Source organism: Thermacetogenium phaeum DSM 12270 (genome assembly GCF_000305935.1).
Classification (GTDB): Bacteria; Bacillota; DSM-12270; order Thermacetogeniales; family Thermacetogeniaceae; genus Thermacetogenium; species Thermacetogenium phaeum.
The window spans coordinates 474,660-487,647 of record NC_018870.1 but is presented as its reverse complement, the minus strand read 5'-3'; the positions used below and the strand labels follow the sequence as shown (position 1 = coordinate 487,647).

The 12,988-nt window shown below is 56.0% G+C and carries 10 protein-coding genes, 1 tRNA gene and 1 pseudogene; 1 reads left to right on the top strand and 11 read right to left on the bottom strand.

Going from position 1 to position 12,988, the window contains the following annotated elements; all coding sequences use genetic code 11:
* Nucleotides 1-41: 41 nt before the first annotated feature.
* Nucleotides 42-140, bottom strand: a pseudogene (locus TPH_RS16425) (reverse transcriptase domain-containing protein); the annotation flags it as partial.
* An 11-nt stretch (nucleotides 141-151) separates the two neighbouring features.
* Nucleotides 152-700 carry a flavodoxin family protein gene (locus tag TPH_RS02395; RefSeq protein ID WP_015049631.1) on the bottom strand — a complete coding sequence of 183 codons (549 nt, stop codon included), beginning with the start codon at nucleotides 698-700 and terminating at the stop codon, nucleotides 152-154.
* Between the two features lie 434 nt (nucleotides 701-1,134).
* Here TPH_RS02395 and TPH_RS02390 point away from each other — a divergent pair, with 434 nt between their 5' ends.
* Nucleotides 1,135-2,250 (top strand): aminopeptidase, encoded by a 1,116-nt coding sequence (locus TPH_RS02390; RefSeq protein WP_028991139.1) that lies wholly within the window; start codon nucleotides 1,135-1,137, stop codon nucleotides 2,248-2,250.
* Between the two features lie 16 nt (nucleotides 2,251-2,266).
* Here TPH_RS02390 and TPH_RS02385 read toward each other — a convergent pair whose 3' ends face one another.
* The 9 genes from TPH_RS02385 to TPH_RS02345 all read right to left on the bottom strand — a co-directional run bounded on the left by TPH_RS02385 (nucleotide 2,267) and on the right by TPH_RS02345 (nucleotide 12,969).
* Nucleotides 2,267-3,100, bottom strand: a complete 834-nt coding sequence (locus TPH_RS02385; protein WP_015049629.1) for a carbon-nitrogen hydrolase family protein — start codon at nucleotides 3,098-3,100, stop codon at nucleotides 2,267-2,269.
* Nucleotides 3,101-3,232: 132 nt separating this feature from the next.
* Complete coding sequence (locus TPH_RS02380; RefSeq protein ID WP_015049628.1) at nucleotides 3,233-3,646, bottom strand: hypothetical protein; 414 nt, start codon at nucleotides 3,644-3,646, stop codon at nucleotides 3,233-3,235.
* Between the two features lie 23 nt (nucleotides 3,647-3,669).
* Nucleotides 3,670-6,075, bottom strand: coding sequence for an endopeptidase La (gene lon, locus TPH_RS02375; protein ID WP_015049627.1), 2,406 nt, complete (start codon nucleotides 6,073-6,075; stop codon nucleotides 3,670-3,672).
* Nucleotides 6,076-6,213: 138 nt separating this feature from the next.
* The gene (gene lonB, locus TPH_RS02370) at nucleotides 6,214-7,878 is read right to left on the bottom strand and encodes an ATP-dependent protease LonB (RefSeq protein WP_015049626.1); all 1,665 of its coding nucleotides are present in this window, start codon (nucleotides 7,876-7,878) and stop codon (nucleotides 6,214-6,216) included.
* 309 nt (nucleotides 7,879-8,187) lie between these two features.
* Nucleotides 8,188-9,447, bottom strand: a complete 1,260-nt coding sequence (clpX, locus tag TPH_RS02365; RefSeq protein ID WP_015049625.1) for an ATP-dependent Clp protease ATP-binding subunit ClpX — start codon at nucleotides 9,445-9,447, stop codon at nucleotides 8,188-8,190.
* Between the two features lie 26 nt (nucleotides 9,448-9,473).
* On the bottom strand, nucleotides 9,474-10,079 hold the full coding sequence (gene clpP, locus TPH_RS02360) for an ATP-dependent Clp endopeptidase proteolytic subunit ClpP (protein WP_015049624.1): 606 nt from the start codon (nucleotides 10,077-10,079) through the stop codon (nucleotides 9,474-9,476).
* Nucleotides 10,080-10,208: 129 nt separating this feature from the next.
* On the bottom strand, nucleotides 10,209-11,612 hold the full coding sequence (gene tig, locus TPH_RS02355; RefSeq protein WP_015049623.1) for a trigger factor: 1,404 nt from the start codon (nucleotides 11,610-11,612) through the stop codon (nucleotides 10,209-10,211).
* 112 nt (nucleotides 11,613-11,724) lie between these two features.
* Nucleotides 11,725-11,807: transfer RNA gene (locus TPH_RS02350), tRNA-Leu, on the bottom strand.
* A 559-nt stretch (nucleotides 11,808-12,366) separates the two neighbouring features.
* Nucleotides 12,367-12,969 (bottom strand): methyl-accepting chemotaxis protein, encoded by a 603-nt coding sequence (locus TPH_RS02345; RefSeq protein ID WP_148275821.1) that lies wholly within the window; start codon nucleotides 12,967-12,969, stop codon nucleotides 12,367-12,369.
* Between the last annotated feature and the right edge of the window lie 19 nt (nucleotides 12,970-12,988).

The window sequence follows — 12,988 nt, the reverse complement described above, 5'->3', positions numbered from 1 at the left end:
TAGGAGGGGGCGGCTAACCCCCGTCCCCCCCACACCACCGCAAACTTCTTCATGCTTTCCATGACGCGATGTCCTGCCCTTCGGCTCTTTACGTAGATGTTGCGGTCATCCGCATAGCGGACGAATTTGTGTCCCCGTTTACCATTTGCCTTCAACTGACCAGTTCCTCTCCAAGCCTGAAGGCCCGATCCATCAGCTCTTTATTCTCTCTGACGACTCCTAATTCGTTCATCCCGTTGCCGCCTACAACCCCCTTCAGCTCCAACCCCATGACTCCTGCCAACCGCCGGGCCAACGCCTCGACGAACTTCCGGTCGTCACCGCCGCCCTGGCAGTAAACCACAACACCCTTCTTCCCCTTCGGCAGGCTGCTGCCGACGCCCGGCCTGAAGAAGGCAAAGAGCCTGTCCATAAACAGCTTGGTCTGGGCGGTAAAATAGCCCATGTAGATCGGTGAGCCGATCACGATCCCGTCGGCAGCGAAAAGGGCATCGTAGATCTGCGTCATGTCGTCCTTCTGCCTGCAGCCGTCGTGCTCCTTGCAGTAGTTGCATGCCTGGCAGCCCCTGATGTTGAGATCGTTGAGCCTGAAAATCTGCGTCTCGGCACCTGCCGCGGCCGCCCCTGCCAGCACCTGCTCCACCAGGATCTCTGTGTTGCTGCCCCGGCGCGGGCTTCCGACGATACCCACAACCTTCATGAACATCATCCCTCCGCCAAAAAAGTGTTTGGCAATCCTTGTATATAAGTATATATCTCTGATCGAAAAATGGGAAGAAGCTGAATGCCTGGGATATCTGGGCGTTGCCGTCTCTGTTATAATAAGACAGAAGCACCACCTCGGGGGTACGCAGCCGGCCGGGTCAGGGCCTTAACTTAGAGTTACAAATCAACCAGGTCAGGGACGACCTCCAGGGAGAGCTCAACCAGGTCACAAGCGAAGTCGGCACCCATTTTGATGCCATCTCCAGGCGCCTGGATAAGCGGGAAAAAGGCCAAAGGAAAATACAAAAGGATATCACCGAGATCGAGAGGGAATTGCGTTGTGTCTGGGAGGATATCGGCAAGCTCGATAGAAGGCTAACCGCCCAGGAAGAACGCGCAACCAAATTGAGTAAGGATGGTGGTACCACAATGACCAACCCGAGAGTCAGCCGTCTGGCCGAAAACCTTGTTCACTATTCCTGCCGGCTACAGCCGGGAGAGAAAATCCTGATCGAGGCCGTGGGGCTGGAGCTGCCGCTGGTGAGGGAGCTGATCCGCCAGGTCTACCGGGCGGGAGGCATCCCATTTGTGACCATCAAGGACAGGGCGGTGGACAGGGCGCTGCTGCTCGGGGCCACCCTTGAGCAGATCCGGCTCATGGCCAGATACGAGGCGGCCAGAATGAGGGATATGGATGCCTACATCGGCATCCGCTCCGGCGACAATGCGGCAGAGCTCTCAGACGTCCCCCCGGATAAGATGGAGCTTTACCAGAAATACTTCTGGCAACCGGTGCACGGGGAGATCCGCGTCCCCAGGACGAAGTGGGTGGTGTTGCGCTACCCCTCTCCATCGATGGCCCAGGCAGCCGGAATGAGCACGGAGGCCTTCGAAGACTTCTATTTCAGTGTCTGCAACCTCGACTATGCCAGGATGTCGCGGGCGATGGACCCCCTCGTGGAGCTGATGAACAGGACCGACCGGGTGAGGATCACAGGGCCGGGCACCGATCTGAGCTTTTCGATTAAGGGGCTGCCGGCGGTGAAGTGCGACGGCAAGGCAAACATCCCCGACGGAGAGGTCTACACCGCACCGGTCAGGGACTCGGTCAACGGCTGGATCACCTACAACACCCCATCCCAATACCAGGGCTTCACCTATGAGAACATCCGGCTGGAGTTCCGGCACGGAAGGATCATCCGGGCGACAGCCAACGCCACCGAACGGATCAACCGGATTTTCGAAACCGATGAGGGCGCCAGGTATGTCGGGGAGTTCTCCTTCGGCCTGAACCCCCACATCACCAGGCCGATCCGGGACACCCTCTTCGACGAGAAGATCGCCGGGTCGATCCACCTCACACCCGGCAGCGCCTATGACGACTGCTTCAACGGCAACAGATCGGCCGTCCACTGGGACCTGGTGCTGATCCAGACCCCCGAATACGGCGGTGGGGAGATCTACTTCGACGGGGTGCTGGTCAGGAAGGACGGCAGATTCGTCTTGCCGGAGCTCGAGGGCCTGAACCCGGAGAATCTGGTATGATCCTTGAGCCTTCTTGTTAATCCTGGAGTTTTTCCCTCACTTCATAGAGATCCCTGCGGATGTGCTTGAGGAGCGGCAATGCCGCTCTGATCTTTTCCACCTCACCCAGGTCGAGGTCTTCGACAAGGATCCCCTCTTCCTCACCCAGCCTGACGACAACCCTTCCCCAGGGGTCGGCGATCAGGGAATTGGCGTAAGATACATAAGATGCCTTCTCATCCCGTGCCGGGGCGACACCGAGGGCAAAGACCTGGTTGTCCAGCGCCCGGCAGCGGAAGAGCAGCTCCCAGTGAGCGGGGCCTGTGGTCATGTTGAAGGCAGCCGGAACGACGAGCACCAACGCACCCTTCTGGACAAGGAGCCTGGCCAGCTCCGGAAAGCGCAGGTCGTAGCAGATCATCACCCCCATCCTGCCGTAGGGGGTAGCGAAAACTGTCGCCCTGCTGCCCGGCGCCAGGATCTCTGACTCCCTGAAATACTGCCCCTCAACATCGATGTCGAAGAGGTGCACCTTCCTGTGCTTCCCGATCTGCCTTCCCCTGTCATCGAAGATGTAAGAAGTGTTGTAGATCCTGCCGTCCTCACCCCTTTCGGGGACAGATCCCCCTACCAGGAAGACCCGCCTTTCTCCGGCCATGCGGGAGAGCCGCTGCCAGGTGTAACCCCCTTCCTGCTCGGCGTAAGGGGGGAAGAACTCGTTGCTGTACGGGCAGTTGAACATCTCCGGCAGCACAACCAGCCCTGCCCCCCGCCCCGCCGCCTCCCTGACCATCTCCTCCGCCCTGCTCAGGTTCTTCTCCTTCGACTCCTCCACAAGCATCTGAATCAGGCCGACCCTCACCACTCCCATTTCATACCCCACCCATCATCCTTTTTCTCCGCAAGGCAACTCCATGCTTACTGGCTGATCCCCTGCAGCCTGATGGAGTCGCTCCGGAAACAGGTGTCGTCGAGCGTTCCCTCTGCAGGCCTTGTTCTCTTTTTATCCTGCTTCCGGAGGGGCCTCCCTACGCTTTTTCACCCTCCTGTTGGCGGCCAGGAGCGCCCCGGTGCCGCTTACGAGGGCAGGTAGAACCAGAAGAGCAAGGAGAGCAGGGATCCCGGGGCCGGAGGGAGCCGCAGCAGTCAACAGCAATGCCGTCAGGCCTCCCCACAGCAGGCCGATGCTCCCGGCGGGCACCCAGCAGCCGACCCCTCCGCTGTATCCGGCAACCATACCCCCGCAAGTCACACTCACGAAAAGGAGCCAGGTAAAATAACGGCTAAGGTAGAAGTCAGCACCCCCGGAAGCTATAACATAGAAAACGGCGGCGCCAACCCCACCCATGACCAGAAGAAAAGAGGTTCCCATCCCCAGCAGCAGGGATGCAGAACCCCTTCTTTTCCGACCGACCATCTGCGCTCACCCCTCTTCCTATCTTACGCTCCGACACCTCCCGATAGTACCTCCCGGTGGTCTTGAGCGGGAAGAAGGGCTTCGCTTAAGACCTGATCCATGTTTTCGACCAGCACAAACTTGAGCTTTCTCTTGACGTTGGCCGGGATCTCTTCGAGATCCTTTTTATTCTCAGCAGGCAGGATTACCGTCTTAATCCCCGCCCGGTGTGCCGCCAGCACCTTCTCCTTGATGCCCCCGACGGGGAGAACCCGCCCGCGCAAGGTTATTTCTCCGGTCATGGCCACATCATGCCTGGTCGGCCTCCCGCTTAAGGCCGAGGCCAAAGCGGTGGCCATGGTAATCCCTGCAGAGGGGCCGTCTTTGGGAATTGCCCCTTCAGGGATATGGATGTGGATGTCGCACTTCTCGTGAAATTCCCCGGTAATGCCCAGCTCTGAGGACCGGGAGCGAACATAGCTGAAGGCCGCCTGGGCGGATTCCTTCATCACATCGCCGAGCTTTCCGGTGAGCATAATGTTTCCCTTCCCTTTAAGGATGCTCACCTCTACATTCAGCACCTCGCCGCCGACCTCCGTCCAAGCCAGGCCTACCGCCACACCGACTTCACTCTTCTTTTCAATAGCCCCGTAACGATAGCGCGGGATGCCCAGAAAAGCTTCCACATTGGCAGCCGTGACCTTCACCTGGTAGTTTTTATCCTTGACAACCTCGCGCGCCGTTTTCCGACAGATTGCGGCAATCTCCCGTTCCAGGTTGCGTACCCCTGCCTCCCGGGTGTATTCCCTGATAATTCTGCGCAGGGCATTCTCCGAGATCTGCAGGTGGTGGCTTTTAAGCCCGTGCTCCTTGACCTGCTTGGGGATCAGGTGCCGTTCGGCAATCCTGACCTTCTCCTCTTCGGTATAACCGGAAAGGTGAATGACCTCCATCCGGTCGAGCAGAGGACGAGGGATGTTGTATTCCACATTGGCGGTCGTAATAAACATCACCTTGGAGAGGTCAAAGGGAACCTCGATATAGTGATCGCTGAAGGCGTGGTTCTGCTCGGCGTCCAGCACCTCCAGCAGAGCGGAACTCGGATCACCGCGGAAATCGGAGCTCAATTTGTCGACCTCATCCAGCAGGAAAACCGGATTCTTCGTTCCCGCCTGCCGCATTCCCTGAATGATCCGGCCGGGGAGCGCTCCCACATAGGTCCTGCGGTGCCCCCGGATCTCCGCCTCATCCCTCACCCCACCCAGGGAAATGCGCACAAACTTGCGCCCCAGGGCGCGGGCAATGGAACGGGCCAGTGATGTTTTCCCCACCCCGGGCGGTCCCACAAAGCAGAGGATCGGCCCCCGCATCTTGGTCGCCAGCTTGCGGATGGCCAGATATTCCAGAATCCTTTCCTTGGGTTTCTGCAGCCCGTAGTGGTCGGCCTCCAGGATCTCTTCCGCCTTACCCAGATTCAGGCGGTCCCTGGTTTCCTTTGACCAGGGAAGCGCCAAAAGCCAATCGATGTAGTTGCGGACGACTACCGCCTCCGCCACCATCGGCGGCATCTTCTCCAGCCGCTCAACTTCCTTCAGGGCTTTCTCCTCGACCTCCTTAGGGAAGTTGGCCTCGGCGATGCGCTCCCGCAGTTCCTCCACTTCCGCCGTCCTCTCGTCCTTCTCTCCCAGTTCCTTCTGGATCGCCCGCATCTGCTCCCGCAGGTAGTACTCCTTTTGGGTTCTCTCCATTTGCTTGCGGACGCGCATGTTGATCTTGCGCTCCAGCTCCAGTATCTCCATCTCCCGGGAGAGAATTTCGGCCAACCTTTCCAGCCTCTCCTTGGGGTCAAAGGCCTCGAGAATGGCCTGTTTGTCCCCCACATGCAGGTTGATATGCGCTGCGATGATGTCGGCAAGCCGCCCCGGTTCATCGATGGAAACTATGGAAACGGCGGTCTCCGGAGGTATCTTCTTCCCGGTCTTCACGTATTCTTCAAACTGCCCGATAACGCTCCTCATCAAGGCCTCGATCTCCGGCGTTATTTCGCAACTATCCTCAAATTCCTCGACCATGACCTTGATGAAAGGTTCCTGGGCAAGGTACTCCTTGATTCTCCCGCGCCGTAGGCCCTCAACAAGGACCCGGAAGGTCCCTCCCGGCAGCTTGAGCAGTTGCTTGATTTCAGCAATCGTCCCCACCTGGTAGATGTCGTCCCTTTGGGGCTCATCGGTCTGGGCTTCTTTTTGCGTAACCAGAAATATTTCCCGGTCATGGAGCATTGCTTCATCAATGGCGCTGACCGACTTTTCCCGGCCAACATCCAGATGAATGACCATGTACGGGAAAACCAACAGACCGCGCAAGGGAAGGAGTGGAAGGATGCGCCCTTCCTCCCGGCTGCAGCGCTCCTGGGTGCGTTCTTCGAACCGCTGGTCTTGTTCCTGGGACATGTGATGCCACCCCCTTTTCCTGGGAAGACGTTTTTCGCTTCTGATTAAACGCTTACAGATACATTCTACCCCAAGCGGCGAATATCCTGCAACAGATACCCGCCTCCTACCTTCTGGAAAAGGAGGGGCAAGACCGCCTTAAGCCGATGCCTGCCTGCTGCAGTCGCCGGGAAGCAGGGCCAGGCGCAGGGCATCTTTCAGCTGTGCAATAGGAATCACCTCGAGCGGCATCTCTTTGAAAATCTCCTGCCAGTTCTCCTGAGGGATCAAAACCTTTTTCGCCCCCGCCCTCCGGGCGGCCTCCACCTTGGCAATAATTCCCCCCACCGGCTTGACCTCTCCGTGCAGGGAGAGCTCTCCGGTCAGGGCAACCTGATTGCTGACCGCTCTCCCGGTCAAAGCGGAGTAGATGCCCACCGCAATGGCAACACCGGCGGAAGGGCCGTCTGTCGGCACCGTACCGGGGAAATTGATGTGAATGTCACAGCGCCGGGGATCCACATCGAGGAAGCGCCTGAGCACTGTGAGGGCATTCTCCACCGAACTCCTGATCATGCTCTTGCGGCGCACGCGCCTTCCGGCCAGGCCGCCCAGTTCCTCCTCCTCCACGATCCCCGTAACGGTGATCTCTCCCCTTCCATCCAGAGGGGGCCCCACCGCAACCTCGATCTCCAGTAGTGTCCCCATATTCGGCCCCACCACCGCCAGACCGTTAACGCGCCCGACCGCCGGCTGTAGGGGTATCTTGCTCTCCGGGCGCGGGGAGTACTGCCCGCTGCTCACCACCCACTCCACGTCTGCGGCCAAAATCACCCTTTCGCCCCGGGAATGGGCAATGCCGGCGGCGATCTGGACGATGTTGACGGCATCCCTCCCGTTGATGGCATATCTTGCCACGACCTCCAGGGCACCCGCCCCGAAGCTGAAGCCGATCCTGGCTGCGGCATTACCGGCTATTTTCCCAATCTCCTCCGGCAGCAGCGCCCGGAAAAACACCTCTACACAGCGCGACCTGATCGCCGGCGAGATCTCCTCGGGAAGCCTGGTGGTGGCCCCGATGAGGCGGAAATCCGCCGGCAGCCCGTTCTGGAAGATGTCGTGGATGTGAGCCGGGATATGGGTGTCTTCGGAGTTGTAGTAGGCGCTCTCGAAGAAAACCTTCCGGTCCTCCAATACCTTTAGGAGTTTATTCAACTGGATCGGATGCAGCTCCCCGATCTCGTCGATGAAGAGGATCCCTCCGTGGGCCTTGGTGACGGCCCCCGGCTTCGGTTGGGGTATCCCCGCCATTCCCAATGGTCCGGCCCCCTGGTAGATGGGGTCGTGCACCGAGCCGATCAAGGGGTCGGCGATCCCCCGTTCGTCAAAACGGGCGATGGTGGCATCTAGTTCCACAAAACCCGCACTCATCCCAAAGGGGGAGTCGGGGTTGCGCTTGGCCTCCTCCAGCACCAGGCGGGCAGCGGCGGTCTTCCCCACACCCGGCGGGCCGTAGATCAAGACATGCTGGGGATTGGGCCCGCAGAGTGCGGCACGGAGCGCCTTGAGCCCCTCTTCCTGCCCGACGATCTCTTCAAAGCGCCGGGGGCGGGTCTTCTCAGACAGCGGCTCTGCCAGGGATATACGGCGCAGGCGCTGGATCTTCTCCAGCTCCTTTTTCGATTCTTTATCCACGGCCAGACGCGTCCCCTGTTGGTTGCGCAGGAGATTCCAGAAGTAAAGGCCGATAATAATCACAAAAACGATCTGAACGATCCCGATCAAACCGTTGAATCCGCTTAATCCGGGAAATTCACCAGCCACAACGACCACGGCTCCTATCCGTATTTTTCTAAATTTATCCTCATTATTGCCAGGAACCGCGGCTTTTAACCCTTCTGGCGGCCATCCGCTCCCCTGAAAAATATTTTCCCGGAGCGAAATTCCGGCATCCCGGGATACCCGGCCGCTTGCCCTGAAATCCGGATGCAGGATAAACCGGAACGCATTTCAGGCCCGAAATTAAAAAAACCGGGAAAAGATCCCGGTGGTCAACTCCCCTCAGTCGCAGGGCAATAGGACGGGGGGAAAAGAGAACCCCATGAAAATCAAAAGGGTGCTCTGCGCACCCCCTTATGCCGTCTCTTCTTTTTTCTTTTTGCTGCGGTCCTCCGTGACCAGGATTGGCTCCTCTTTTTTGGCGATGACATCCTTTGTAATCACGCACTTGATTATGTCGTGGCGTGACGGCACCTCGTACATTACATTGAGCATAATATCTTCGAGTATCGCCCGGAGACCACGTGCCCCTGTATTCCTTCGAATGGCCTCTTTGGCCACCGCTCTGAGCGCATCTTCTTTGAACTCTAAAGTCACCCCGTCGATCTCAAAAAGCTTCTGGTACTGGCGCACCAGGGCATTTTTAGGCTCGGTAAGGATCCTCACCAACGCTTCCTCATCCAGGGCATCGAGGGTGACGATGATGGGCACCCGTCCCACAAACTCCGGTATCAGCCCGTACTTTAAGAGGTCGACCGGAAGGATCTGGCTCAGAATCTTACCGATGTCCTTCTCCTGTCTGCTCAGCTCCGCGCCGAAGCCGATCGTCTTCTTCCCGATGCGGTTCTGAATGATTTTGTCGATACCTTCGAAAGCCCCGCCGCAGATAAACAGGATGTTGGTGGTATCGATCTGGATGAATTCCTGGTGCGGATGCTTTCTTCCCCCTTGAGGAGGCACGCTGGCAACGGTCCCCTCCAGTATCTTTAGGAGAGCCTGCTGCACACCTTCCCCCGAAACATCCCGCGTGATCGAGGGATTCTCCGACTTGCGGGCAATTTTGTCGATCTCATCGATATAAACGATGCCCTTCTCCGCTTTTTCCACATCGTAGTCAGCGGCCTGAATCAGCTTGAGGAGGATGTTTTCCACATCCTCTCCCACATATCCGGCCTCGGTCAGAGATGTGGCATCGGCGATGGCAAAAGGAACATTCAAGATCTTGGCCAGTGTCTGGGCGAGAAGGGTCTTCCCGCAGCCGGTGGGGCCAAGCATGATGATGTTACTCTTTTGCAGCTCCACATCATCTGACTTCATCCCCATGTTAATCCTCTTGTAGTGGTTGTATACGGCCACAGAGAGGATCTTTTTGGCGTTTTCCTGGCCGATGACGTATTGGTCGAGGATTTCCTTGATCTCCTTCGGCTTGGGGATATCGCTCAATTCGAAGTCCGCTTCATCCCCCAGCTCCTCCTCGATGATCTCATTACAGAGCTCGATGCACTCATCACAGATATACACACCGGGACCCGCAACCAGCTTTTTCACTTGATCCTGGAGCTTTCCGCAGAAGGAACACTTCAACTGCCCTTTCTCGTCACCGAACTTGTACAAGTACACGCACCTCCTCCAGAGGATAACTACACCTTATCGACGCGGGAGGTAATCACCTCATCGATGATACCGTACTCTTTGGCCTCCTCGGCATCCATAAAGGTGTCGCGGTCGGTGTCCCGGCTGATCCTTTCCACAGACTGGCCGGTCAGTTCGGCCAGAATGCGGTTAAGCCGATCCCGCACCTTGACTATGCGCCTGGCATGGATCTCGACATCCGTAGCCTGGCCTTGGGCGCCACCCATCGGCTGGTGGATCATAATTTCGCTGTTCGGGGTGGCAAAGCGCTTCTTTTTAGCTCCTGCCGCCAGGAGAAAGGCGCCCATGCTCGCAGCCATGCCGACGCAAATGGTGGAAACATCTGGCTTGACGTAACGCATGGTATCGAAAATCGCCAATCCCGCTGTGATCGAACCGCCCGGTGAATTTATGTAAAGATAAATGTCTTTCTCCGGATCCTCCGCTTCCAGGAAAAGCATCTGGGCGATGATGATGTTGGCCACGCTATCATCTATCGGGGTCCCCAAAAAGATGATCCTGTCTTTCAACAGCCGGGAATAGATGTCGTACGACCTCTCCCCGCGGCTCGTCTGCTCAACCACTATGGGAACGAGATACTGGGCTCTATTCATAAGGATTCACCTGCTCCCTTTCTACTTTTAATATATCAAATAATCCGGTGTGTTAAAAGAAACCGCCCGGCATAAATCTAAGCCTGCGGCTTCTCCCGAATTAGACCACCCCTTCAGTAAGCGCTCCTTCTAGGCCGAAGGCCCTTCCCCACTATCTTTTCCCTGTTCTTCTTCCGCTGCAGCGCCCTCTTGAGCGTCCTGCACCTCCGCCTCTGTCTCGTCCTGCCTATTTTCCGGTTCAGTCAGAGGAACTGCATTGTCTGCCAGAAAGTCGCTCACCTTTTCCATCAGCAAGTCCTCTTCGATTGCTCCAATCTGGTCTCTGGCCTCCAGATCCGCCCGCAGCTTCTCCGCATCCAGATTATACTGTGCAGCCATGTCGTTGATCTCCTGCGCCAGTTCCTCCGGGGTTACCTTGATCCCCTCGGCCTTGGCTACGGCACCCAGCACCAGTCTCGTTTTCACAACCCTTCTCGCTCTCTCCTCCAGGTCGCGCTGCAGTGCCTCCTTATCCTTGTTAACCATCCGCAGATAGTCGTCCATGTTGAGGCGCTGCATTGCCAGGCGCTGCAAAAACTGGCTGTATTCCAGATTCAACTGGCGCTTGAGAAGGGGCTCCGGAATCTCAACGTTGGCATCATCCACCACTTTGGCAACGACGCGCTCCTTAAAAATGCGCCTGGCCTGACGCTGCCCCGTCTCTTCCAGTTTTTTTCTTAAATGCTCCTTTAATTCTTCCAGGGTGGAGAATTCACTGACATCGCGGGCGAACTCATCGTCGAGGTCGGGATATTCTTTGCGCTTGACGGCCACAACCTTCACTTTAAACTTGGCCTCTTTCCCTTCGAGGTCCTTGTACTGAAATACGGAGGGCAAATTGAGGGTAAACTCCTTCCTCTCCCCCGCCTTCATGTCGATCAGGTGACCCTCAAAACCGGGAATGAACTTGGCCATCCCCACCTCTATAATCTGATCCTTGCCGGAGAGGCGCTGCTCAACCTTGCCGTTAACGACGGTCTCCAGGTCGATCACCGCCACATCCCCGTCGTCAATTGCCTTGTCGCCGGCATCCACAAGCCTGGCGTGGCGCTGCTGCAGTAATTTCAGGTGGGCCTCAACCTCGTCGTCCCCTATCTTAACCTCGGGGATAACCGCAGTCACCCCTTTATAGTTATCACCCAGCTTGACCTCGGGAAGGACCTCCACCTTGACGTTAAAGATCAGCGGCTTCCCTTCCTCCATCTGGATGACATCGATTTCCGGATGGTCGATGGGCTCGATGGCGGTTTCAATAACCGCTTCCCTATAAGCCTGCTCGAGGAGGATCTCCAGCGCTTCCTGATAAAGCACCTCTTTCCCCAAACGCGCCTCCAGAATCGGGCGCGGCACCCGGCCTTTGCGAAAACCAGGAACAACCGTCTTCTTGACGATTTTGCGGTAGGCCTGCTCTAAAGCCTCGGCCACTCTTTCTTCTTCCACTTCCACATGAATTGACGCCTGGTTTTTTTCTATACTTTCCAGGGCTGCACGCATTTATGCTCCTCCTCAACATAAACTCGCTGCATTTGCCTTTATGATATTTAGAGGCAGGCCCCGTGGTGACTGTGGCCTTACAGGGCCTGCCATCCAGGAAAACCTGCAAGGTTGGTGCGGGAGAAGGGATTCGAACCCTTACGGTTACCCACCGGATCCTAAGTCCGGCGCGTCTGCCAGTTCCGCCACTCCCGCATCTCACCTAGCAATAATAGCACCGCCTTTGTTAATAAGTCAAGCAAAAAAGCCGAGAAAAGCGATTGCAAACGGCCATAGTACATTATAGCATACTTGGCCGCTGGAGGAAATTATTTCAGTGGCTGTTTGGCTGGTGCCAAACAGCGGGGACACAACCTGCTGAATCTGAATAATCGACCTTTATTGCCGGAATTATAACATAAGAAAAAATACCGAGCAAAACCAAAGGAGATGTGCTGATGGGAGAAAAAGTTCTTGCCTGGTTCCTCCTCATCATCTTGGGCGGGACGCTCCTCTACGTCCTTTACACAAACGTGTTCAACCCTCTGCGCAAGCCTCCATCCTGAGCGACTTTCATTTCATCGGCTAAGTTGGAGCATAGCTGAAGATATCAGAGCATTTATTGGGATACAGTGGCACAATTAAGCGAATGGCTAAAGCAGATATTTTGCCGAAATAAGCTACTTTTGTCTCCTTGACACCGCCTCTGACCATTAAGCGTAATAAACTTTAAATACTTAGAATAGAAGACAAAATCGTTATAAACAACCCAAGTTTAGAGTTTCTTTGAAATTTCCGCTAATTCAGCTGCTCGCATTGATATCATCTCGGCATTGGCTGTTATTTCTTGGCAAGACGCAGCCTGTTCCTCTGTCGATTCTCCCAACTTTTTAGCAATGTCAACAAATTGAAGTACCGTTTCATTAACTTTCACGGTTATAGTCTTAACTTGATCTGCTAGATCCTTAGAGTTAACTGCAAGCTTCCTCACCTCATCAGCAACTACCGCGAACCCCCTACCGTATTCTCCTGCCCTAGCTGCTTCTATTGCTGCATTTAGTCCAATCATTCTAATTTCATTGGCAATTTCCTTGATAGATTTGGCAACATCATCAATATTGCTTATAAGTTTTGCCGTCTGCTCAGCTCCTGACGACAGCTTTTTAGCTGCTGCACTTATCTCAGTCGCCGCTTCCGCATTTTGCTGTGTAGCCACAACCATCTGAGACGTGCTTTCGTTAAGAGCCTTGGCAATTTGTTGAGTTTTTCTAGCATTATCTCGCGGCAAACCGATACTGTATGCTCCAATAACTTCCTCGTTTTCACCAAAAACAGGAAATACCATAGTTTTTATCGGGACTCCGTGACCTCCTCCCACCCCTAAAGGGGTGGGCTTC

Bases quoted from the DNA above. Each gene is read 5' to 3' on its own strand.
- TPH_RS02385 (WP_015049629.1), bottom strand. From the start codon at position 3,100: ATGGGAGTGGTGAGGGTCGGCCTGATTCAGATGCTTGTGGAGGAGTCG.
- TPH_RS02390 (WP_028991139.1), top strand. From the start codon at position 1,135: ATGACCAACCCGAGAGTCAGCCGTCTGGCCGAAAACCTTGTTCACTAT.
- TPH_RS02395 (WP_015049631.1), bottom strand. From the start codon at position 700: ATGAAGGTTGTGGGTATCGTCGGAAGCCCGCGCCGGGGCAGCAACACA.
- tig (WP_015049623.1), bottom strand. From the start codon at position 11,612: ATGCGTGCAGCCCTGGAAAGTATAGAAAAAAACCAGGCGTCAATTCAT.
- lon (WP_015049627.1), bottom strand. From the start codon at position 6,075: ATGTCCCAGGAACAAGACCAGCGGTTCGAAGAACGCACCCAGGAGCGC.
- clpP (WP_015049624.1), bottom strand. From the start codon at position 10,079: ATGAATAGAGCCCAGTATCTCGTTCCCATAGTGGTTGAGCAGACGAGC.
- TPH_RS02380 (WP_015049628.1), bottom strand. From the start codon at position 3,646: ATGGTCGGTCGGAAAAGAAGGGGTTCTGCATCCCTGCTGCTGGGGATG.